The organism is Wandonia haliotis, assembly GCF_039523435.1.
In the GTDB taxonomy this organism is placed as follows: Bacteria; Bacteroidota; Bacteroidia; order Flavobacteriales_D; family Crocinitomicaceae; genus Wandonia; species Wandonia haliotis.
Genome location: NZ_BAAAFH010000022.1, coordinates 741,442 through 765,070, shown reverse-complemented (window position 1 = coordinate 765,070; position 23,629 = coordinate 741,442). Strand labels below are relative to the sequence as shown.

The 23,629-nt window shown below is 40.8% G+C and carries 18 protein-coding genes and 1 riboswitch; of the genes, 11 read left to right on the top strand and 7 right to left on the bottom strand.

The features are described from left to right. From ABDZ97_RS16105 to ABDZ97_RS16090, 4 genes are all read right to left on the bottom strand, one after another. Window positions 1-2,717 (bottom strand): beta strand repeat-containing protein (locus ABDZ97_RS16105; protein ID WP_343790194.1); only part of this gene is annotated, 2,717 nt, incomplete at its 3' end. A gap of 4 nt (window positions 2,718-2,721) precedes the next feature. After that, the gene (locus ABDZ97_RS16100) at window positions 2,722-3,693 is read right to left on the bottom strand and encodes a methionyl-tRNA formyltransferase (protein WP_343790191.1); all 972 of its coding nucleotides are present in this window, start codon (window positions 3,691-3,693) and stop codon (window positions 2,722-2,724) included. After that, window positions 3,684-4,823: an ABC transporter substrate-binding protein gene (locus ABDZ97_RS16095; RefSeq protein WP_343790187.1), complete on the bottom strand. Its 1,140-nt coding sequence runs from the start codon at window positions 4,821-4,823 to the stop codon at window positions 3,684-3,686. Before ABDZ97_RS16095 ends, ABDZ97_RS16100 begins: the two co-directional genes overlap by 10 nt. 53 nt (window positions 4,824-4,876) lie before the next feature. Further along, window positions 4,877-5,431, bottom strand: a complete 555-nt coding sequence (locus tag ABDZ97_RS16090) for a phage tail protein (protein ID WP_343790184.1) — start codon at window positions 5,429-5,431, stop codon at window positions 4,877-4,879. Between the two features lie 153 nt (window positions 5,432-5,584). Here ABDZ97_RS16090 and ABDZ97_RS16085 point away from each other — a divergent pair, with 153 nt between their 5' ends. The 7 genes from ABDZ97_RS16085 to ABDZ97_RS16055 all read left to right on the top strand — a co-directional run bounded on the left by ABDZ97_RS16085 (window position 5,585) and on the right by ABDZ97_RS16055 (window position 13,744). After that, window positions 5,585-6,127 (top strand): AAA family ATPase, encoded by a 543-nt coding sequence (locus ABDZ97_RS16085; RefSeq protein ID WP_343790181.1) that lies wholly within the window; start codon window positions 5,585-5,587, stop codon window positions 6,125-6,127. After that, the gene (locus tag ABDZ97_RS16080) at window positions 6,124-6,924 is read left to right on the top strand and encodes a Rossmann-fold NAD(P)-binding domain-containing protein (protein WP_343790178.1); all 801 of its coding nucleotides are present in this window, start codon (window positions 6,124-6,126) and stop codon (window positions 6,922-6,924) included. The genes ABDZ97_RS16085 and ABDZ97_RS16080 overlap by 4 nt, the downstream gene beginning before the upstream one ends. Before the next feature lie 72 nt (window positions 6,925-6,996). Beyond that, window positions 6,997-8,019, top strand: coding sequence for a ferrochelatase (gene hemH / locus ABDZ97_RS16075; RefSeq protein ID WP_343790175.1), 1,023 nt, complete (start codon window positions 6,997-6,999; stop codon window positions 8,017-8,019). 208 nt (window positions 8,020-8,227) lie between these two features. After that, window positions 8,228-8,326: riboswitch (TPP riboswitch) on the top strand. Window positions 8,327-8,389: 63 nt separating this feature from the next. Further along, window positions 8,390-10,807 carry a TonB-dependent receptor gene (locus tag ABDZ97_RS16070; protein WP_343790172.1) on the top strand — a complete coding sequence of 806 codons (2,418 nt, stop codon included), beginning with the start codon at window positions 8,390-8,392 and terminating at the stop codon, window positions 10,805-10,807. 59 nt (window positions 10,808-10,866) lie between these two features. Further along, window positions 10,867-11,937, top strand: a complete 1,071-nt coding sequence (locus ABDZ97_RS16065) for a DUF6687 family protein (RefSeq protein ID WP_343790169.1) — start codon at window positions 10,867-10,869, stop codon at window positions 11,935-11,937. 98 nt (window positions 11,938-12,035) lie between these two features. After that, window positions 12,036-13,046: a FecCD family ABC transporter permease gene (locus tag ABDZ97_RS16060; RefSeq protein WP_343791009.1), complete on the top strand. Its 1,011-nt coding sequence runs from the start codon at window positions 12,036-12,038 to the stop codon at window positions 13,044-13,046. Beyond that, a complete protein-coding gene (locus tag ABDZ97_RS16055; protein WP_343790166.1) occupies window positions 13,043-13,744 on the top strand; it encodes an ABC transporter ATP-binding protein in 702 nt (233 codons plus the stop codon). Before ABDZ97_RS16060 ends, ABDZ97_RS16055 begins: the two co-directional genes overlap by 4 nt. Here ABDZ97_RS16055 and ABDZ97_RS16050 read toward each other — a convergent pair whose 3' ends face one another. Then, complete coding sequence (locus ABDZ97_RS16050; RefSeq protein ID WP_343790163.1) at window positions 13,745-14,254, bottom strand: hypothetical protein; 510 nt, start codon at window positions 14,252-14,254, stop codon at window positions 13,745-13,747. 329 nt (window positions 14,255-14,583) lie between these two features. Here ABDZ97_RS16050 and ABDZ97_RS16045 point away from each other — a divergent pair, with 329 nt between their 5' ends. The 3 genes from ABDZ97_RS16045 (at window position 14,584) to dnaK (ending at window position 17,505) form a co-directional block, all read left to right on the top strand. Next, complete coding sequence (locus tag ABDZ97_RS16045; protein ID WP_343790160.1) at window positions 14,584-15,144, top strand: RNA polymerase sigma factor; 561 nt, start codon at window positions 14,584-14,586, stop codon at window positions 15,142-15,144. A 6-nt stretch (window positions 15,145-15,150) separates the two neighbouring features. Beyond that, the gene (locus ABDZ97_RS16040) at window positions 15,151-15,405 is read left to right on the top strand and encodes a hypothetical protein (protein ID WP_343790157.1); all 255 of its coding nucleotides are present in this window, start codon (window positions 15,151-15,153) and stop codon (window positions 15,403-15,405) included. A 201-nt stretch (window positions 15,406-15,606) separates the two neighbouring features. After that, entirely contained in the window at window positions 15,607-17,505 is a 1,899-nt protein-coding gene (gene dnaK / locus ABDZ97_RS16035) for a molecular chaperone DnaK (protein WP_343790154.1), read from the top strand. 64 nt (window positions 17,506-17,569) lie between these two features. On the opposite strand, the gene ABDZ97_RS16030 is transcribed toward dnaK, so the two are convergent. Beyond that, window positions 17,570-19,051 (bottom strand): hypothetical protein, encoded by a 1,482-nt coding sequence (locus ABDZ97_RS16030; protein WP_343790151.1) that lies wholly within the window; start codon window positions 19,049-19,051, stop codon window positions 17,570-17,572. A 169-nt stretch (window positions 19,052-19,220) separates the two neighbouring features. Here ABDZ97_RS16030 and leuS point away from each other — a divergent pair, with 169 nt between their 5' ends. After that, complete coding sequence (gene leuS, locus ABDZ97_RS16025) at window positions 19,221-21,992, top strand: leucine--tRNA ligase (protein ID WP_343790148.1); 2,772 nt, start codon at window positions 19,221-19,223, stop codon at window positions 21,990-21,992. 39 nt (window positions 21,993-22,031) lie between these two features. Here the strand turns inward: leuS and ABDZ97_RS16020 are convergent, their stop codons facing one another. Then, window positions 22,032-23,624, bottom strand: coding sequence for a T9SS type A sorting domain-containing protein (locus tag ABDZ97_RS16020; RefSeq protein WP_343790145.1), 1,593 nt, complete (start codon window positions 23,622-23,624; stop codon window positions 22,032-22,034). Window positions 23,625-23,629 lie beyond the last annotated feature (5 nt).

Sequence of the window (23,629 nt, the reverse complement as noted above, 5' to 3'; positions counted from 1 at the left end):
GAAACAGATACGGAAGCAGCTCCATCAGTACCATTGTTACAAGAAACGTTCGTTTGTGCATCAGCTGTAGCTGTAAGAGCAGTTGGCTCATTGATTGTAAAATCCACCGTAGCTGTACATCCGTTTGCATCTGTTACCGTACAAGAGATTGCTCCTGCTGCAAGATCAGTAACCGAAGCCGTTCCGTCACCAGTTGGCGTTCCAGTCCAATCGTATGTATAATCAGTAGTTCCACCAGAAACAGATACGGAAGCAGCTCCATCAGTACCATTGTTACAAGAAACGTTCGTTTGTGCATCAGCTGTAGCTGTAAGAGCAGCCGGTTCATTGATTGTAAAGTCCACCGTAGCTGTACATCCGTTTGCATCTGTTACCGTACAAGAGATCGCTCCTGCTGCAAGATCAGTAACCGAAGCCGTTCCGTCACCAGTTGGCGTTCCAGTCCAATCGTATGTATAATCAGTAGTTCCACCAGAAACAGATACGGAAGCAGCTCCATCAGTACCATTGTTACAAGAAACGTTTGTTTGTGCATCAGCTGTAGCTGTAAGAGCAGTTGGCTCATTGATTGTAAAGTCCACCGTAGCTGTACATCCGTTTGCATCTGTTACCGTACAAGAGATCGCTCCTGCTGCAAGATCAGTAACCGAAGCCGTTCCGTCACCAGTTGGCGTTCCAGTCCAATCGTATGTATAATCAGTAGTTCCACCAGAAACAGATACGGAAGCAGCTCCATCAGTACCATTGTTACAAGAAACGTTTGTTTGTGCATCAGCTGTAGCCGTAAGAGCAGTTGGCTCAGTGATTGTAAAGTCCATCGTAGCAGCACATCCGTTTATATCTGTTACAGTACAGGTCCAGGTTAGTGCAACTAAACCTGTTATCGTAGCTGTTCCGTCGCCAGTCGGATTCCCAGGAGTCCAGTTATGAACATAGCCTCCTTGTCCTCCTGAAACAGATACAGAAGCAGCACCATCAGCTTCACCGTTACAAGAAACATTAGTTTGTGAGGCTGCTGTTACCGTAAGAGCAGTTGGCTCATTGATTGTAAAATCCACCGTAGCTGTACATCCGTTTGCATCCGTTACAGTACAAGAGATTGCTCCTGCTGAAAGACCAGTTACAGAAGCCGTTCCGTCACCAGTAGGCGTTCCAGTCCAATCGTATGTATAATCAGTAGTTCCTCCTGAAACAGATACAGAAGCAGCTCCATCAGTACCATTGTTACAAGAAACGTTAGTTTGTGCAGCAGCTACAGCCGTAAGAGCAGTTGGCTCATTGATTGTAAAGTCCACCGCAGCCGTACATCCGTTTGCATCCGTTACAGTACAAGAGATTGCTCCTGCACTAAGACCAGTTACAGAAGCTGTCCCTTCACCAGTTGGTGTTCCTGTCCAGTCGTATGAGTAATTAGTTGTTCCACCAGAAACAGCCACAGATGCAGCTCCATCAGTACCATTGTTACAAGAAACATTTGTTTGAGAGTTAGCTGTTGCAGTAAGAACAGTTGGTTGGTCAATTGTATAACTACGAGTAGCTGTACAACCAATATTATCAGTTACTGTTACCGTATATGATCCGGCAGCAAGACCAGTTGCTACACTTCCGGTTCCTCCGGATGGTGACCAGCTGTAAGAATAAGGATTTGCTCCTCCTACCGCTGATACTGCCGCAGCTCCGTTAGCTACTCCATTGCAGGTTGCATCATTTTTTGAACCTGAAGTAACAATGTTAGAGATAGACAGAGTTGCTACATTTGAATTTGCTGAGCAGGTAGGAGTTCCGTTTATTGCTACGCAACGGTATACATACCCGGCCATCGCAGCTGTTGCACCTGTAATTGTTAATGTAGCAGTGGTTGCTCCTGAATAGACTCCTCCATTCGATACATTAGAAAACCCACTTCCTGAATCAACCTGCCATTGGTAGGCCGTAGCACCTGTAGCGCTAATTCCGAAAGTAGTGTTTCCGCCAGAACAGATAAAACGGTTTGGAGGACTGGCTGTTAGTACCGGAGGAACACAAGCATCTGCAAGTAGTTGGAAATAGTCAAAAGCCATTTCCTCGTTGTTTCCGTTTGAAGAACAACGTACTCTTAAAATTAGTGTCGTACCCGTACCTGCTATTGATTTAGTGAATGTTGTGAAATTAGCAGTAAGTATTGTTCCGTTTCCTATACCATCGCCATTTGTATCTTCTGCAAGAGATTTGTTATTGACTCCACTTGCGGTATTGTTATTGGCAAAAAAGCTGAAAAGAGGCTGATAAGCACCACCGTCGATATTGTATTCGACAATCATATAATCACTATGAGAAGCCCCTAAAGCCATGTTTTCAAATGCAGCCCCCTGATTATTAGCTGCGAAGAGACCTTTAAAAGTCAGTCCTGTTTTTCCACTGATGTTAATATTGGAAAAGACAATGTTCTGTTCTTCGTTACCAGCTCCAAAAAGCCCCCCATGATTTTCTCCAGCCCAAAAATAGGTACCGTTCTGACCCGTGTAGGAACCAAAAGATGCGTCGACTTGGCTACTGGTTGTTCTTTTAAAATAAAAGGTCGAAGGATCACCTAAACCTATATTGTTCGAGGGGGTCCTTACTCCGGAGGACGGAGATCCTGTGTCCTCAAAGTCATCTGACCAAAACTGAGTTTGGCCGAACAATGATCCGGACATAAGTAAACTCAGTAAAAAGAGTTTCGTACGATTTTTCTTCATGATGTTATTTTGTTAAGTTACTAAAAAGTAATGTGTTAGCTGGGTTTTTTCCGCTAATTTGGCGCGAAGATAGAAAGAATTCGTCAGCAGAACAAAACCCTTTGTCGATTTGTAACACATTTATAGCGATACAAGCATTTTCCTTACAGGAAACAATCAGTCTTCTTTTTTCGTCCAGTCCAAGACATTGTCCGGGGAGCACTTCGTGCTTCAGGTCTGTTGTACTGGCGCTAAGCAGGCGTACCGGACGATTGTCCAGAATAGCCTCTACTCCTGTATTCCAGGGATTGCATGCGCGTATAAGGGCTTCGATTTCCTGTGCAGACATTTGATTCCATCTGATTTGAGTATCCTCTTTCTCCGGATATTCAAAGTAACGGGCTTCTTTATCCTGTTGGGGGAATGAAGGAATCAGGCTTCCAAACTGTATCATTTGCGCCATGTTTTTTGCAGTGTATCCGCAAACTTCTGAGAGTTTTAAAGCAAGTGATCCGAAGGTGTCATTATTTTTTATCGGAATTCGTTCTTCAAAAATGACAGGACCCTCATCAAAGTTTTCAGACATGTAATGTACGGTTATAGCCGTGTCTTCTTTTCCGTATCGCAATACTTCAAAGATGGGCATTGGACCCCTGAATTCAGGTAAGGGACCGGTATGGAAATTTATAAAAGCATTTTCTCTATATGCCAATGCTTTTCGGTCTACACGAAAGGGAAAACAAATAGAGAATATATAGTCCGGTTGTAGTTTGTCCAACCAGCTTCGTAATTCACTCACTTTGTCTTTGGAGGGAAAATGATTAAACTGTATTTGTGCACGTTCACATTCGTTATGTATTAGAGAAACAAAAGATGCGTCAGCATCGCCAACACCAATTCCACAAAGCATCTTTTCAATACCAAGAATCTGGATAGCCGGAATTGCAAATTTACCGTTACAGAGGATTACTATTTTAGGAGTTTTATCTAATTGCATACATAACTGTTTTGCCAACCGGAAACACTGTTTTCAAGTTCTAATTTTATCATTTCAGAATATGAATGACGGGTATCAAGAGTGCCGGATATGAGTAACTCACAATTGTTTTGGTCATTTTTCACAATGTTAGCTGTATAGAGAGATCCGTAGGAAGTATTTGTTTCGGTATCAAATTCTACTTTTCCTCGTGGAGTTTCGATAGATGATCCTGTAAGAGTTGAAACCGTTTTTTTTCCTTCTCCAGGGATGTGAATTTGTTTCAGGAGATTAATTAAAATTCCTGTTTCCCAGCCAAGGAGTGAGAATAAATTTAGTTTATAGTTCTTCTGTTTCATGGTATCAATAAACTCAAGATTGCTGTCATAAGTCAGATTTTTAGACCAGGCAGCAATTCCTTTTATTGTTCCTCCAGGGTAGGGGGCAGATAAAAGCATTGATTCTTCGAGAGCAAAAGGAGGTAGATAAATTGGTTCCTTTCTGTCGGGAAATTTTACTTGCATTTCCTGAAAGAACCATTGTAAAAAATCTCCTGAGAAGATAGCGACTAACGCTTTGTTTGTATTGGAGTCCAGATAAGGTTTCAAATCTTTCATTGAAAACTCTTCCCGTATATAACCGGTCGCAACGTTGTGATTTAATTGAATACCGGCCTTTTCGAGTCCTTTTGCAAGGGCAAAAGTCTGAAGATATCCTCCGTCATAATACCCTGTCGAAAAAGCTGCTTCCCGAATACCATCCTTTTTCATAAGATCCCCTAAACAAAAAGCACCGAGTGCATTATTAAGGGAATGATAAACAATGTTTTCAGATTTTGGCCATTCCTGTGGCAGATTGGCTCCCGGATCCAGTACAATCAGTACACGATTGGTAGATGCAAAAAGGGGGCGGAGTAACTGCGCGGAACTATGACTGATATAGGCGAAAATTATATCCGTATCATGTTGCATGATTAATTGTTCTGCAGCTCTGTATACAACTTGCTTTTCTGCTCCGAAACCAATATTCTCGGTATAGATTTCAATTTGTTCATTGCGGTCGGCAATGAGTTTAGCCTTTACGCCGTTAAAAATGTCAAAACTTATGGAGGTGTAAAAGGTGGAGCGAGGTAATAATAATCCTATTTTCATAATTGATATAAAGAAAAACAGGGGAATTTCTTCCCCTGCTAATTCATTTACTTTTATTGTCTACTGGGAAAAATTCCTACAGTGGCTATACAATAATTCATTACCAACAGTGGTTGGACAATGGAGATCGGAATAGATCCTCCTGAAATTCCGGTCTGACCGGATACATGTAAAGGTCCCATACTGGCTCCCGGAGATGCTACAGCAGCATAAAAATCTGTAGAGGTAGCCGCCATATAATTTCCAACTGGAGTGGCATCTTCTCCTAACCCGCTAAATGCAGGCATAGAAATGTTTAATCCAACTGCTGAATGGGTGTGTGCAGGCATGTTTGCATTCAAAATAGTTGTTTGCGTTGAACCTTGTATTTCCCCCATTTCATAGTCTGGAAGACCAGGTCCCTGTCCCTGCCCGATAGGAACGCGCCCACGAAGATCCGGGAGGCCAAATGTTTGGATACCGTTTCCTCCATACGTTGTGCCCAAAAGGGAGAAAAGAGCAGTGTTGCTTGAAATTGAAAGTAATTGTCCAGCACAAAACTGGTAACCGCGCGGTGCAAAGTCAAACCCAAATAGTTTAACTTCACCGATAAATGGTTCTGTTGACATAAATGTAGATTTTAAAATGTTAGTTACGAGCGCAAGTAAAAGAAATTTTTTGAGATACACAATTAGACAACTGTTTTTTTTCGAAAACGGAATTATTTGTATGTTTTTATCATTTGACTGAGAATAATACCTTTGCAAAACAGAAATGAAACAATGGCAAAACGTATCGTAATAACAGGCGGAGGAGGAACAGGAAAGTCTACCATTATAGAAGAGTTGTTACAGAGAGGATATTGTGCGTATAGAGAAGTAGCACGTGAAGTAATTCGAAAAAGTCTGGAAGATGAGTGTGATGACCTTCCCTGGAAGGATGTTACCGGATTCTCCTATAAAGTTCAGCAGGGGATGCTACTTGATTACAAAGAAACAGAAAGTATAGAATTGTGTTTCTTTGATCGTTGTCTTTTGGATGTAAAGGCATATCTGGAGTTGGAAGGATTACCCGTTTATGAAGAATTGAATAAGGATATTGCGTCTTATTCTTACTTTCCGCTAGTGTTTGTTTTGCCACCCTGGCGCGAGATTTTTGAGAATGACGAGGAACGTATGGAAGAGTTTGATCATTCTGTAAAAGCGTATAATCAGTTAAAAGAAACCTATTCACAACACGGATACGAACTGATTGATGTTCCTTTTGGTTCAGCACGGGATCGGGTAGATTTTATTGTTAATCATGTAGAAGCTGTCTTAGAATGAAAACCGTTTTGATTTTGGGGTGTGGCTGGTTAGGTCTTCCTTTGGGGGAGCGGCTTGTCAGGAATGGATATGAAGTTATAGGGTCGGTAAGACGTCAAAGTCAGCTCTCCTTACTTGAAGATAAAGGAATCATTCCTCTGATAGTGGAAGTGGGAGCTTCCTTATCGGAGAGTGCTGTCCGTAAATTGAAAAGTACTAATCCTGAAGTGTTGGTAATCGCGTATCCTTTGAAGTCAAGAACGATGAGCGGAACAGCTTATGAAAAACATATACAATGGATTTCTGAGAATGTTAATTTTCAATCGCTGCAACAAGTAGTGTTGGCGTCTTCGACATCTGTTTATCCGGATGGAATGGGAATGGTGGATGAAACAAATGAATACACGCCGGAAGGGAGTGGCTTGATTCAACTTAGGTACGAAGAGGGATTGCGAAGACTTTTTGGTAAAAAACTAGTCGTTTTAAGATTAGCAGGACTGATTGGCGGAGATCGGCAGCCGGGACGTTTTTTAGCAGGTAAGAAAGAACTGCCTAATGCGCTTTCTCCGGTAAACCTTGTCGATCGGGAGGATGTGCTGACTGCTTTTCAGAAAGTTATCGATGAAGAGTTGACCAATGAAGTATTTAATATTTGCTCCAGCGGGCATCCTTCAAGAAAGGAGTATTATACAAAACAGGCTGAACTTCTAGCCTTGGAACTACCCGAATTTTCTGATGTTCAGATAGAGAATCCGAAAATAATAGTGAACCGAAAAGCAAAGGAGCAGTTAGGGATAGATTTTGGGATTTTGAAATAGAATTTAAGGAATCTACATTTTTGCTAAACCAAAAGGACTCCTCTTTGTTGTTTCCTTAGTATTTTTGCGATTATGAAAAGAACAGGTGTGCTTTTGATTCAGTTGGGAACTCCTGACAGCCCCAAAGTGGGTGATGTAAGGAGGTATTTACGTGAGTTTTTAAATGATCCTCGGGTTATTGATATTCCCTGGTTGCCCCGAAAGCTACTTGTTAACGGTATCATCGTTCCGTTTCGCGCTCCAAAATCGGCAAAGATTTATCAGGAGTTATGGAAGCTTGGAGAAGGTGTTTCCCCATTGATAACTCATACCGATAATTTGTGTAAAGCACTGGAAAAACGTTTTGAAGGTGAGCAGGTCACTTTTGAGGTCGCCATGCGTTATCAGAATCCATCTATGGATAAAGTGCTTGAGAGAATGCGAAAAGCAAACTACGATCGTATTGTTATTCTCCCCCTGTTTCCGCAATATGCGAGCGCTACTTCCGGTTCAGCCGTTGAAAAAGCTATGCGAATTATCCGAAAATGGTGGGTGATTCCGGAGGTGAAAATTGTCGGACAGTTTTGGGATAATGAAGGGTACATAGCTTCTATTGTCGAGCGGGCAAAGTTGTTTAATCTGGAAGATTATGATCACATTTTATTTTCGTATCATGGTTTGCCTGAACGTCAGGTGGATAAGGTGTATGAGGATACGGATTTGTGCGAAGATCAGCCCTGTGAAACAGAAATCAATCAGAAAAATAAGTTTTGTTATAAGGCAACAAGTTATGCTACAACACGGCTAATAGCTGAAAAGCTGGGAATACCTGAAGAAAAGTATACGGTCTGTTTTCAATCGCGATTGGATAAAAAATGGTTGCGTCCTTTCTCGGATGATGTAGTGGAAGAACGGGCTAAAAAAGGGGCTAAAAAATTACTGGTTTTTAGTCCTGCTTTTGTTGCAGATTGTTTGGAAACACTAATCGAAATAGGAGACGAATACCAGGAGATTTTTGAAGAACACGGTGGTGAAAAAGTGCAACTGGTCCCGAGTTCCAATGATCATCCACGTTTTATAGATGGTTTAGAAGAGATTGTTCGACGACAACTCTGATGAAAGGCAGATATTCTGGATATTCTTTTGATGGATAAGTTCTGTCAATTTGAGATGTTGCAACGGTACTGGTTTCAATTTGTATTAATAGATTAAGAACTGATAGTAACAATAATATAATCAGCATCTTGATAGCTTTCTGTAACCTGCTCAAATAAAGATTGAGCATTTCCTCTTTGATAAATCCGAATGCTTGTTATACCTTTGCGGCGTCTCTAAGGGGTGTCTGTCTATTGACAGGCTGAGATTATACCCATTGAACCTGATCCGGATCATGCCGGCGAAGGGAAATGAGTGACAATTTTATCATTTTAATTTTTTACTAATTCCCAAGAATTAGCCCCTTGTTCTTGTTAAATGTTTTTTAAACATGAAGACAAGTATTTTTGCTTTTATTGGGATGGCAATGATGGCCATTCCCATTCATCTCAAAGCGCAACATTCCATTAAAGGAAAGGTTCAGAACGAAGAAGGAGAACCGCTTACCGGAGCGCAAGTTGGAATCAAAGAATCTTTTTTAGGGACTCACACCAGTTCTTCCGGAGATTTCGAAATTCAGGGACTTAAAAATGGAACGTATATCGTTCAGGCACGTTTTCTGGGGTATCAGAATTTTGAGAAAACAATAGAAATTAAGGATGGAGATCAGGAATTGATCATTGCTCTCCAACCGACCTCTTTTATGACAGGGGATGTGATTGTTGAAGCGGTTCGTGCTAATGAACGTACTCCGACAACCTATAACGAAATCAGTAAAGAAGATCTAGACAAAAGTAATTTTGGACAGGATTTACCGTATTTGTTAGATGAAACACCGTCAACTGTTGTTACTTCTGATGCAGGAGCAGGGGTTGGCTACACGGGAGTCCGGATTCGTGGTACAGATCCGACCCGAACCAATGTTACGATCAATGGTATTCCTGTGAATGACGCTGAGTCACATGGTGTATTTTGGGTGAACATGCCGGATTTTGCTTCTTCTGTAGACAATCTGCAGGTGCAAAGAGGGGTAGGTACTTCAACGAACGGAGCTGCAGCTTTTGGAGCAAGTATCAATCTTCAAACGAATGAGTTGAACGAGAAAGCATACGCCGAACTGGATAATGCGTATGGATCGTTCAATACATGGAGGCATACGATTAAAGCGGGGACAGGCTTAATTAATAATAAGTTCAGTATGGATGCGCGCTTGTCCAAGATCTCTTCTGACGGATATATCGACAGGGCTTCCTCTGATCTGAAATCGTTTTATGTTTCCGGCGCATGGCACGGGAAGAAGTCGAACCTGCGTTTCAATATCTTTGGTGGAAAAGAAATAACATACCAGGCATGGAACGGTGTTTTTCAGGACGACCTGAATGATCATCGTCGTATGAATTCCGCAGGTGCCTATATTGATGAAAACGGAGAACAAAAATACTACGATAATGAAGTTGATCATTATGAACAAACCCATTATCAACTTCACTTCTCACACCGTTTCTCTAACAAATTAAATTTGAATGTGTCGGGTCATTATACCCGGGGGAAAGGATATTATGAGCAATTCAGAAGAGATGACGATTTTGATACGTATGGATTACAACCTGTTATTGTTGCGGGTGATACAGTTGTGAATACAGACCTGATTCGCCGCCGTTGGTTGGATAATCATTTTTATGGTGGTGTTTTTTCACTGAACTACACGAATCAAAAAGGATTTAACCTTGTTTGGGGAGGGGGAGCAAACCAATACATAGGGGATCACTTTGGAGAAATTATCTGGGCGCGTTATGCTTCACAAAGCGATATCCGTGATAGATACTATGATAACCTTGCTGTAAAATCAGAAGCGAATTCATATCTGAAAGCTACCTACCAATGGAAGAAGTTAGTTGCTTTCGCTGATGTACAATATCGTTTTGTTGATTTTCGATTTGAAGGAAACGCTGTGATTAATGAAGAAATGACACTGACGGATCAAGTGGTGAATTATCACTTTCTGAATCCGAAAGCAGGTTTGATGTATGATTTCAATGAAAAGCATAATCTGTATCTTTCGTATGCCATGTCGAATCGGGAGCCGGTGCGTAAGGACTTTACAGAAAGTACACCGGATAGCCGTCCGAATCCGGAGCAATTACATAATATTGAGTTCGGTTATCGTATGCGTTACAAAAAGTTGATGTTGAATATCAACGAATATTTCATGTATTATAAAGATCAGTTGGTGCTTACCGGTCAGATCAATGATGTGGGTGGGTATACACGTTCAAATGTCGATAAAAGTTATCGTTTGGGAACGGAAATTGAACTGGGATACAAACCGATCAAATATCTTCATTTCACAGCTAATGCGGCATTTAGTCTTAATAAAATTGCTGAATTTATGGAGTATATAGATAACTACGATGACGGAACGCAGGAAGTGATCACACACAAAAATACGGACATCGCTTTTTCTCCGAATGTTATTGCCGGAGCACGAATTTCTGTTCTTCCTGTAGATGATTTGGAGATTTCGTTTATTAACAAATATGTAGGTCGTCAGTTCTTGGATAATACATCTAACACAGACCGACAATTGGACGGGTACTTTGTAACGAACTTCCGTGTAAACTATACCTTGAGAGATGTGTTCTTTAAAGAAATGACATTTGGATTTATGGTGAACAACATCTTCAATAATCTTTACGAGAATAACGGCTACACCTTTAGTTATATTTACGGTGGAGAACGAACAACAGAAAATTATTATTATCCGCAGGCAGGAACACATTTCCTATTCCATATTCGTCTGAGATTGTAAAAGAATACTTTTTAGGGAGGCGTGAAAATGCCTCCCTTTTTTTTGAAAATGACAGAAATATGAAAAGATTTATTCCTTTCAATGAAGTTGGTGAGTACCCTGAGATTGTCGGCGTGGATTGTTTTCATCCGAAAGCATTTTGCCTTTCTCATTGGAGGGGTGCAAATATTCACCCCGACCTACAGGCAGATACAAGTGCTGAAATTGTGATCAATGCTGTAGAACAGAACATTCCTGAGTTGCAATATCCTGTGGTTACTAACAATCATTTTGATATTGATGGGTTTATAGGGGTGTGGTGTTTTGTGTATCCGGAAACGGTAAAAACGTTCGGAAAAGTATTCAGGCAAATGGCACTCATTGGAGATTTTCGGGAATACAACCCTCACCTTCCTGAGTCGGATTTAGCCTTTAAATTGGTTTGTTGGATCAACAAAAAGGAAAAAGAATTGTTTTATGCTCCCTTTGGTGCCCAGTTTACCGAACAAAAAGAGGTGCAGATGTGTGTGGATAAATACGATTGGTTCTTAGAAAATTTTGGAGATGTACTTATCAATCCGGAAGCTTATCAGGCAGATTGGGAAGAAGAATACAATCGAGTTCGGGAAGATTATCGGCTGATTGGAGATCAGGGCGATCGAGAGTGGATTGAGGATGTCCGTATTCAGATTATTCATGTACCACGACCTGTTCATTATTATGCATTGTATGCCCATTCGGAAATTGCAGATATGGTACTTAGTATCTATCCGGACAACCGCTATGAGTTAGAGTATAAATATACAACCTGGATTGACACAGCTACGCGCAAGAGTTTCCCCAGAATTCAACCCGAAGATTTGATTGATCGTCTGAACGAGCTAGAGAAATCAGGAAATGCATGGCAGTCACAAAAGTTTACGGATACGGCGCCTATTATTAGCCTGAACAGTAATTCGTTTACGAAAGAACAACGATTTGATCATCCTTTTACGCGGAATCTATTGAGTTCTTCTGTTTCAGAAAAAGACGTGGTTGCTCTTGTCATCGAATTCTATCGGGAAAGGTTAGAAAACGCACCTCAGAAGTCGATGTATACGTGGGAGGAAATGAGACGCTACAACCGGGAGGTAAAAGAGGGGGCAGTGTAAAAACGGAATGAACCTGTACGTACTATTCAGTAATTGTAAATTTGGCAAATGGAAATTTGTGTAGTTTTGTCGTTGTACATAATTATTAGGTAAACACCATTATTTCAAGAAAAGACATAGTAGTAGTTGGGGGGATCGTTCTTCTTCTTATTGTATTTTTCGGATTGAACCTATTTTCGGGTGATGCTAATATTCCTTTACAGGAAGCCTGGTCGTTGCTGTGGGGAGGTGTTGTAGAAAATACATCCTGGAGTTACATTATGGAAGAGCGGTTATTGCGGACCATAAATGCGGCATTAAGCGGAGGAGCACTGGCTTTTTCAGGGTTAGTACTTCAATCTTTCTTCCGAAATCCCCTTGCCGGGCCGGGTGTTTTGGGAGTGTCAAGCGGAGCATCTGTCGGTGTAGCCGCCGGAATTCTGGCTACGGGATTCGTGGCTGAATGGACAGGTTTGTTTTCGCAATATGCACTGGGAGCAATTGGTGCTTTTAGTGTTTTAGTAGTTCTGATTATCCTCAACAAATGGATCAAGGGTGTAACACTTCTTGTGATTGGTCTGATGATTAGTTTTTTTGCTTCTTCCTTTGTCAATTTATTGTTGAATCTGGCTAATGATGCGCAAACAAGGCGTTATGTTGAGTGGGGGTTTGGGAGTTTTTCTTCCGTTTCTCATGAGACATTCGGATGGTATGCTTTGGTGTTGATAGCTGTTATCCTTTTCGGTATTTTTTATTTTCCGAAATTATTAAATGCATGGGTGTATGGAGAGCAACAGGTTATCGCTTCCGGATTTTCCCTTTCCAGAGGCCGGCTCATGATTGTTTTGACATTAGGTATTCTTATTACGCTGGTTACTTTACAGTGTGGACCTGTTAGTTTCATTGGAATTGCTGTTCCTCAGCTGATCCGACTGCTTTTTAAGAGTGTGCACCATCTTGTTCTGTTAATTGCTTCGTTTGTTGGCGGAGCATTAATAGCCGTATTGGCAGACTTTATCTTACGAAATGCCGGTTTGCCATTACCTCTAAATGCTATTACCGCACTGTTCGGTGCTCCTGTAATTATTTTTGTGATCATTCGTTCTTCAAAAAAGCAAATAGGGATATGATGAAACTGAATGATATTCGGGTAGCTATTGGTGGCAAGGAGTTGTTTCATATTTCTGAATTTCAGCTCAAAAAAGGGACAATGACAGCTTTGTTAGGAAAGAACGGATCAGGCAAATCTACTTTCTTAAGGGGGCTTTGTGGGTTTACACAAGATATTACAGGTAACATTGACTTTTTTGGTTGCAAAATGCAATTCGGAAAATCGTTTCGTCCGTTTTCAGGAATGGTATACGTTCCGGTAAAGCAACCCGTATTTGGTAGAGTGACTTTGTTAGATGTTATTCTTTCGGGAAGATCTTCTACGCGAAACTTTTTAGACATTCCTTCTCAGGAAGAAAAACAGGAGGCACTCAGCGTTCTTGAAATATTTTACCTACAGGAGTTTGCAACGTCCATTTTTACCGAATTAAGTGACGGAGAACAAAAAATGGGGCTTGTTGCCCGGGCAATTTTTCAGAATGCAGAGGTAATTTTGTTAGATGAACCGGAGGCTTTTCTGGATGTAGGAAACCGATCACGCATGTTTAAAGAACTCCGGAAACTAGCTGATAGCGGTAAGATTATCTTGTTGAGTACCCATCAACCAAATTTAGCAACACGCTATTGCGACAAGGTAGCATACATTCATCAGAAAAAGCTGCATTGTATCCCAGCTACCGAATGCTCAGAAGAGTTGGTAGAAGAAATGTTCGGATAATTATGGATTTTCTCTCAGCCAGATTTGCCTGCTTAAAGTACGGTTATTGCGGAACGTACCTTCTAGAATTACAGTATCACCTTTTACGGAAAGGATGCGTGTATAAACAGAGCGATTAGGTTCTTGCATTAACGCGTTAATCCTGTCATCATTCGAATAGAATGGATCCGCCACACTTAGGCAAGGAGATAATTTGGTTTGTATCGCCTTTACAATTATCCCCGTAGTTAAGTTGTGATGGAAAAGTGTATCACCAATAGTATAGTTAATTTCATTATAGAATGAATCAAGTATTTTATAAACACCCTTTTTGGCTTTTTTACATTCGGATTGGGAGCAGTAGTATTTTGTTTTTAATTCTGACATTGAAGAAACATATCTTTGCATCAGTTGATTATAATTGCCGCAACTTAATTGTAATTCATCGATAACTGTATTTATAAAATCTTCTCTGTTTAAAACCATTACTTGATCGGTTAAGAAGTCGGTTTCCGAAAAGCATTTATTCATCTGAAAGTGAAATTCTAATTCGTTCTCTTCGGGGTCTATCTTTTCAAAACACAAGCAGTTTTTATGGGCAACTTTCTTTGATTCTGTATTACAGGATTGGACGAGTAGAAATGTGAGAAGTATTAGTAGAATGTTTCTGATGTTCATATTTATTTAGCTTCATCGGATCTTATACAATGTATTGGTGTACTAATTTCTGTAAATGTAGCGGTTATTTTGTGCGTTTAGATATTCAGGTTGCCATCAGAAGCAAAAAATAGTTAACCTATTTCTGTTACTTTTCATAAACGTTACATTTACTTTGTACAAATCAAAACCAAAAGGACCGGGTGCTATTTAAACGGAAAAAATATAAACAGGAAGAACTGACGGATGCGCAGATGATATTGCTGGCTCAGCAGAACCATAAGCACTTTGGGCTATTATACGAAAAATACTTTGAGCAAATGTTTCGGTTTGTATTTAAACGCCTGGGTGGTGATGAGGAAAATGCATCGGATATTACGCAACAAGTATTTATTAAAGCGATGGGAGCGATAGGAAACTATGAGGATCGGGGATTCCCTTTTTCAACCTGGTTATACCGTATCGCACAGAATGAGGTAAATATGTATTTCCGGAAAAACAGCAGGAATTTTACAGTTGAGGTTGAGGAAAAGCATATCATTACATTACTGGAAGAAATGGAGTGTGATGAGAAAGGAAAGGATCATCAGGAGGTGTTGGTACAAAAGCTCAATCGTCTGAAGCCGGAACAACTGGATCTGATTGAACTACGGTTTTTTCAAGAGCTTTCTTTTCGTGAAATTGCCGATATTTACAATATTACTGAGGCTAATGCAAAGATGCGGATTTACCGTATTATTGAAAAAATGCAACAGGAGAAATAAAAAGTGATGAGAGAGATAAAAGTCAATAGAACAAAAAAGAAAGTGGACCCGACTTCCGAACAAATAAAACGGAATAAGGATTTTTCACGTCTTTCTCACGAATATGATAGGTTGACAAAACGACCCCGAAAGCCACTTTATAAAGACCCGAAATTATTTTTACTTATTTTTCTTATCCTCTTGATCCTCTTTTTGGTTTTTATGGAATCGAGAGAAAGTGAAAAAGAAGCACCCGATTTAATAGAAAAAGTGGTTGAGTAGATCTTCGTTATGTATCTACAGTTCGTTTTCCTCCCCTAAACTTGTCATAAAAACACCGTTGTAGATTACTGAAACTGACATTTCGGCAGTATTTGTTTGTAGTGGTACTGAACACCTGTCAGAAAACCGGAGTTTACCCCGGGTGGCACAATCCTTGTCTAAAGAGAGATGTGTTTAAATTGAAATGAAATTAATTGAGTTATGGGAAAGATAATTGGAATTGACTTAGGAACAACCAACTCATGTGTGTCCGTGATGGAAGGGAATGAGCCGGTTGTAATCACGAACGCAGAAGGTCGTCGTACTACGCCGTCGGTTGTTGCTTTCGTGGAAGGTGGTGAGCGTAAAGTAGGAGACCCTGCAAAACGTCAGGCCATTACAAACCCTCAGAAAACGATCTATTCGATCAAGCGATTTATGGGGACTACTTTTGATAATTTAGGTTCGGAAGTAACGCGTGTACCTTATCAGGTAGTAAAAGGAGATAATAATACACCACGTGTAAAAATTGATGATCGCCTTTATACACCTCAGGAAATATCAGCAATGATTCTTCAAAAAATGAAGAAAACAGCTGAAGATTATTTAGGTCAGGAAGTTTCAGAGGCTGTAATTACAGTTCCTGCATACTTTAACGATGCGCAACGTCAGGCTACGAAAGAAGCCGGAGAGATTGCGGGGCTTACAGTGAAACGTATCATTAACGAGCCGACAGCAGCTGCTTTGGCGTACGGTTTGGATAAAAAAGGAATTGACCAGAAGATTGTAGTATTTGACTTTGGTGGAGGTACACATGACGTTTCTATTCTTGAATTAGGTGACGGAGTATTTGAAGTACTTTCTACGGATGGTGATACGCACCTTGGAGGAGATGACGTGGATGATGCGATTATCAACTGGTTGGCTGAAGAGTTCCAAAAAGATGAAGGATTGGATCTTAGAAAAGACCCAATGGCACTTCAGCGATTGAAAGAAGCAGCGGAAAAAGCAAAAATTGAGCTTTCTTCAACAACATCTTCTGAAATCAATCTTCCGTACATTATGCCGGTTGACGGAGTTCCGAAGCACCTTGTTCGTACGTTGACACGTGCCAAGTTTGAACAATTGATTGCTTCAATCGTAGAACGTACAATTGAACCTTGTAAATCAGCATTGAAAAATGCAGGTCTTTCGGTTGGAGATATTGATGAGGTGATCTTAGTCGGAGGGTCGACACGTATTCCTGCAATTCAGGAAGCCGTACAGAAATTCTTCGGAAAAGCTCCTTCAAAAGGTGTAAACCCGGATGAGGTTGTTGCGATTGGTGCTGCAATTCAGGGAGGTGTATTGACAGGAGAGGTAAAAGATGTACTTCTTTTGGATGTAACACCACTTTCATTAGGAATTGAAACTATGGGAGGTGTATTTACTAAATTGATTGAGGCAAATACAACAATTCCGACGAAAAAATCGGAAGTATTCTCAACGGCTTCGGATAATCAGCCTTCGGTAGATATTCATGTGTTGCAGGGAGAAAGATCAATGGCAGCGGATAATAAATCATTAGGGCGCTTCCAGTTGACAGACATTCCACCGGCACCAAGAGGAGTTCCTCAAATTGAAGTAACTTTTGATATTGATGCGAACGGGATTATGAATATCTCGGCGAGAGATAAAGGAACAGGAAAAGAACAGTCGATCAAAATTGAGGCTTCTTCCGGATTGACAGAAGAAGAAATCCAGCGCATGAAACGCGATGCGGAAGCAAATGCAGAAGCAGACAAAAAGCGTAAAGAAGAGGTGGATACATTGAACCAGGCAGATTCGTTAATTTTCCAGACCGAGAAACAACTGAAAGAGTACGGTGATAAAATTCCTGCAGATAAGAAGGGAGCTATTGATACTGCTTTGGCAGAATTGAAAAAAGCTTACGAAGGCAAAAATCTTGAAGAGATCAAGCCTGCGATGGAAGCATTAAATACAGCTTTCCAGGCTGCTTCTCAGGATATGTATAACGCTGCACAATCTCAGGAAGGTGCTGCTGCTAACACGGAAGATGCAGGAAGTGCATCAGACGAAGTAACAGATGTAGACTTCGAAGAGGTGGAAGATAAAAAGTAAGAAGAATAGCAAAGATGCAGAAGAGGGAGGCTTTTTAAAGTCTCCCTTTTTGTTGATTCTAACTTTAGAAGCCCCGCGGGTAAATATCCAGTTCAATCATTAGATCATACGTGGGAGTTGTGTTATGAGGGATAAGAAAAAATCTGGGGTCTTCCTCCAGTCGCAACAGACCTTCTTTCTCATCTAGTTTCCGTTCGGAATCAATAATGAGAACAGATGGATATATTTTATCCTTGTCATCAATCAAACGCCAGGTTCTGCGCTCAAATGTGGGGTATAATGTATTGGGAAAGTTATCCGTACAGGCTGCACAGGCATAATTGTGGAGAATATAGCCGAAGTCAGTGATAAGAATAAGTTCTGCATGATGCTTTTCGGCCAGTTTTTTCAAGTCCTGACATTTTTTGAGAACATCTTCAACAGGACGCACAAGAATATAGGTACTTTCATTCAGACGTTTATCAAGATTTTCCTGAAAGACGGTTAACTTAAACACGAAAGCACCAAGAAAAGGAAGGTAAAAAAGCGGGTTGATTTTTTTGAAGGGTAAAAAATACAAAAGGGCTACCAAAAGCACAGGAAACGCAAGAAACATCCGGGAATACGAATAGAATATTGTGTCCGAAGCGTTGTGTAACCTTGAATTGAAAAGAGGAAGCAGTAAGACAAACGGAATAATGATACACGTATAACCTTCGGCTCTTTTTCCTGTCCGGAAGAAGTAAATAGCGAAAAATACAGGCAGAAGTAATGCCAGCCAACTCCAGTGAAGATACAAAGGAATCAAGCCGTCAAAGAAGAGATCGAAATGTTCGATACCATCCGTGAAATAAGACCATGCAAACTCTCCTGAAGGTCTGTGTAATTCATAATTCGGATATTGGGTATAGAAAGAATTGAGCAGAGAGTGAATCAGCCAGCCGGTTAGTAGTCCGGCAGATCCGTAAAAATACAATTGGATCTGTTTGCTGTTCTTTAACCAGAAGTATAAGGCAAGTGGCCCGGAAAGAATAATCGAATTGGGATTAACAGTGAATCCTAAAACAATGAAAAGAGCAAAGAGGTAATAAGCAACGGGTGTTTTTTTATCTATCCAGATAAACGAAACCGAAGCAAGGGCAATACCGGTAATGAAACCCCGGGAGAGAGTAGTAATTAAATCATAATCTGCCGGAAAGGCAAGGGCTAACAATAAAATCAGGTGTCCTGTAGAGTGTTGTTTACGAAAACAGGCCAGTGATGCGGGAATAATAAACGGAATCAAAGCCAACAGAGTAGTGACGACTGGTAATGCCTGATAAACCGGGATACCAGCGAGATACAATGGAGTAGCTAAAAGTGCTTCCAACATGGTGTTGTACCCTTGCCCATAGTATCTGGTTTCATGAAAAATCCCTGACGAAAAATCCCGAACCCCTTCCCATAAGACAGCCTGATCCTGATCGGTATATTTAAAACCGAATTGAATTAATACATAAATCCGGTAAGCAATAACCAGTGTAAGAAGAGCTAAAAACAGCAGAAGTCGTTTTACGGAAGTTTTCAATAGTTCACAGTGTTTGATTACGAATGTATTGAATTCAAAAAGAAAAAGAAGAGTCTCAATAAAGAAAAGTTATCCATTAGATGATGACTTCAATATATCCCGACACAGCTGTAAAAAATCACTTATCTTTGTTCCCATTATTTTTTACGTTAAAAACAACACGTTACCGATGGAATATAATTTCAGAGAGATTGAATCAGATTGGAGAAAATACTGGGCAGAGAACAAAACATTCAGAGCAGAGGATAATTCTGATAAGCCAAAGTATTATGTGCTCGATATGTTTCCTTACCCTTCAGGAGCAGGACTACATGTAGGACATCCGCTGGGATATATTGCATCGGATATTTATGCGCGCTATAAACGACATAAGGGTTTCAACGTATTGCACCCGATGGGGTATGATTCATTCGGGCTTCCGGCTGAGCAGTATGCGATTCAGACCGGACAACATCCTGCGGTTACTACAGAAGAAAATGTGACGAGGTATCGTCAGCAGCTGGACCAAATCGGTTTTTCGTTTGACTGGGACAGAGAAGTAAGAACATCCAATCCGGAGTATTACAAATGGACGCAATGGATTTTTAAGCAATTATTTGATTGTTGGTATAATAACGATTCGGATAAAGCAGAACGGATATCAGTATTAGAAGAACGATTTGCTCAAGAAGGAAATGAAACTGTAAATGCGGTGCATGATTGCGAAATAACTTTCTCTGCTTCGGAGTGGAAGGAGTTTTCGGAAAAAGAACAGCGGGCTATCCTGATGAATTATCGGTTGACTTATTTAGCTGATTCATGGGTAAACTGGTGCCCGGCTTTGGGGACTGTACTTGCCAACGATGAAGTTATAAACGGACTTTCAGAGAGAGGTGGTCATCCGGTAGAGCAAAAACTCATGCGTCAATGGTCCATGCGGATCAAGGCGTATGCAGAACGATTGCTGACGGGGTTAGAAGGGATAGACTGGTCGGATTCGATCAAGGAACAGCAACGAAACTGGATCGGAAAGTCAGTAGGGTGTTCGGTTAAATTTCAGGTCTCGGATGCTGATTCTGCTATCGAAGTGTTCACGACACGTCCCGACACTATTTTTGGTGTTTCTTTCCTGGTTTTGGCTCCGGAACATCCTTTGGTGGACAGCCTGACAACTGATGAGTACAAGGAAGAAGTAGAAGCCTATAAAAAAGCAGCATCACTGAAGACAGAACGGGATCGTCAATCGGATGTGAAAAACATCACAGGACAATTCACCGGAGGATACGCAAAACATCCTTTTACAGGAGAAAAAGTAGCAATCTGGATAGGAGATTATGTATTGGCTTCATACGGAACTGGTGCTGTAATGGCAGTTCCATGCGGGGATCAGCGTGACTGGGATTTTGCCAATCATTTTGGTATTCCGATTAAGAATATTTTCAGTGATATTGATATTTCACAAGCTGCGTATACCGAAAAAGAAGGTGTGATTGCGGATTCTGATTTTCTTTCCGGACTGGACGTGAAAGCAGCGATGGCAAAAGCTATTGAGGAGATCGAGAAACAAGGAATCGGTAAAGGAAAAACGAATTACCGATTGAGAGATGCTGTGTTTTCCCGCCAGCGATTCTGGGGAGAACCATTCCCGGTATACTATAAAGACGATGTCCCATATATGGTAGAAGATAATCAGCTTCCGGTTGAATTGCCGAAAGTAGATGCGTATTTACCAACGGAAGACGGTGAACCACCTCTTGCACGTGCAAAACGGGAAGACTGGAATGTCTTTGAAGGTGAGCGAATGGAATTTAACACCATGCCGGGATGGGCAGGATCGAGCTGGTATTTCCTGCGGTATATGGATCCGAAGAATGACGGTGAATTTGTCGCAAAAGAAAAAGCAGATTACTGGCAAAATGTAGACTTGTATATCGGAGGTTCGGAACACGCTACCGGACACTTATTGTATGCTCGTTTCTGGACAAAATTCTTATACGATATGGGATACATCTCTTTTGATGAGCCTTTTAAAAAGCTGATCAATCAGGGGATGATTTTGGGGAGAAGTAGTTTTGTTTACAGGGATAAAGAAACAGGAAAGTTTGTTTCTGTTTCAAAAAAGGATGACTTTGATACGATTGCACTTCACGTCGATATTAATCTGGTAGACAATGACCGTTTGGATATTGAAGCATTTAAGAAATCCCGTCCTGATTATGCAAATGCTGAATTTATCCTCGAAGAGGATGGAACCTATGTTTGCGGTCACGAAGTTGAAAAAATGTCCAAGTCTAAATTCAATGTACAAACTCCGGATGAGTTGGTAGAAAAATTTGGTGCGGATACATTGCGTATGTACGAAATGTTTCTGGGACCACTGGAACAGGCAAAACCCTGGGATACAAAAGGAATTAACGGAGTTCACAACTTTTTGCGAAAGTTGTGGCGTTTGTTTCATAACGGACAGGGAGAGTTGGAAGTGGTTGATCAGCAGCCACAACCGGAAGCATTAAAAACATTGCATAAAACAATTAAGAAAGTTACCGAAGACCTTGAACGTTATTCGTTTAACACACCGGTTTCAGCATTTATGATAGCAGTGAATGAATTGACGGATCAGAAATGCAATAACAAAGCTGTTTTGGGTGATTTACTGGTGCTATTAGCACCTTTTGGACCGCATATTGCAGAAGAATTATGGAAAAAACTGGGGTATACTACCTCGATTGCGTATGCACAATGGCCGGAGTTCAAAGAAGAGTTTTTGGTGGAAAATTCATTCGACTACCCGGTTTCCTTCAATGGAAAAATGCGCTTCAAAATAGCTTTACCGACTGATATGGGAAAAGAGGATGTGGAAAAAACAGTCCTTGCTTCAGAACAGGCGCAAAAATACCTGGAAGGAAACCAGCCTAAAAAGGTAATTGTTGTGCCCGGAAGAATTGTAAATATTGTTATGTAATTGATAAAAGCAACTGCTCTAAAAAAAGAGCAGTTGCTTTTATTGAATTTTCACTCCTATTACTGTATATTGATATCCTTCTGTATCTGTCATGCGAAAGATATAATTTCCCGGATATAGTGTTTCTCCAAATGAAAAGGGGAGACTATTGTCTGGTGTGGAGATACGTTGAACCAACGTGCCACTTGTTGTGTAAACTTCAACTTGTTTTAGTTTATTCGCTCCTGCTACGTGAAAAGAAGCAGAAGAAGGATTTGGAAACACCGTGAACTGATTTTCCTGTTGATCGGGAAGAGAAGCTGTTGAAACAGGAAGAAAAGTAGTGTCTTGTACCGTGGCAATGAAAAAATCCCGTAGATAAGGAGCCTCATAAAGTGTATTCTCGAATACAAGTCCTGTCCTGTTTCGGCCAATTATGGCAATGCTTCCATCGAAGCAGGCCATTCCAAGTGGATTCACAGTACCCGAAGGAGATTGTGCCGAAATAGTTTGCTGCCAGACTAATTCACCGTTATCAGGATGTAATTTAACGAGCAACGGCTCAACAAAACCATTCAGGGCTACCGGTATGCTTCCAATGTAAGGGTTTTCTCCACTGTTAATAAGAAATATTGGAGCTTCCAGCGAATCGAGAAGTACGTCAACACCCTTGTCTTCTCCTGTTCCTCCGATGGCTTCCAGCCAGACCAGTTCTCCATTGTGATCCAGTTTACCCACCAAAGCACTGGAAAATCCTTCGGCTGTAATAACAGATCCGGCTAACGAGTCTACCGATAACTGAAAATCTCCTGTAAAATAGGAAGTTCCGTTTTTTGCAACCGTTATAGCAGTACCATGTACCTGACCTTCTCCCCGGATCGTTTTGACCCATTGAAAGTTGCCGTTTGAATCGGTTTTTAAAACATAAAAATTGTGGTTGGAATTATTATTATCCAACAGATTGCCCAGAATAGAAGTGTTGTCTCCATAACTACCAATGATATAGATATTACCGTCTTCATCCAGATCAATACCATTCCCCGAAGTTCCGTAGCCGTCGCTTGCTATGAGCCATTCGGTAGTTTGCGTATTCAAATCATACTTAAACGTAAACATATTAAAATCTGCAGGTGAATCAAGCTCAAATCCGTCCAGTTCAAAAGACCTGTAAAACTGACCTGTGACATAAATCTGTTTATCTTCGGAGAAAAGCACATCAAAAATACTGGCACTTTCAACCACTGGAGTAATGGAGGCAAAATAATTTCCGGAAGTATCAAAAAGAGAAAGAAATATTCCTTTCTGAAAAGCGTTCACAAGTGTATCATTCCGTATGAAAAGAGAATCGCTGAATTCACCTGCCACTAAAAGAAACTGATCGCTTACCCGTACAGATTGCATAGAAATATCCCGTGTAGATGTTATGCTTTCTACCCAGGCTATCGTTCCATCCGGAGAACATTTTCCTATCATCCCATTGTAGAAACTATGACCCGGTAGATGAGAAGAGCCGATAGAAAAATCATTCCTGAAGTTTCCTGTGAAGCATATTGATCCTCCGGATGTGTAATCAATGGCAGTTCCTTCGGTCATGCCATTAGAAGTTCCCGTAATCAGGTTGTTCCATTCCTGAGCATTGAGGAAAAAACTCATAAACC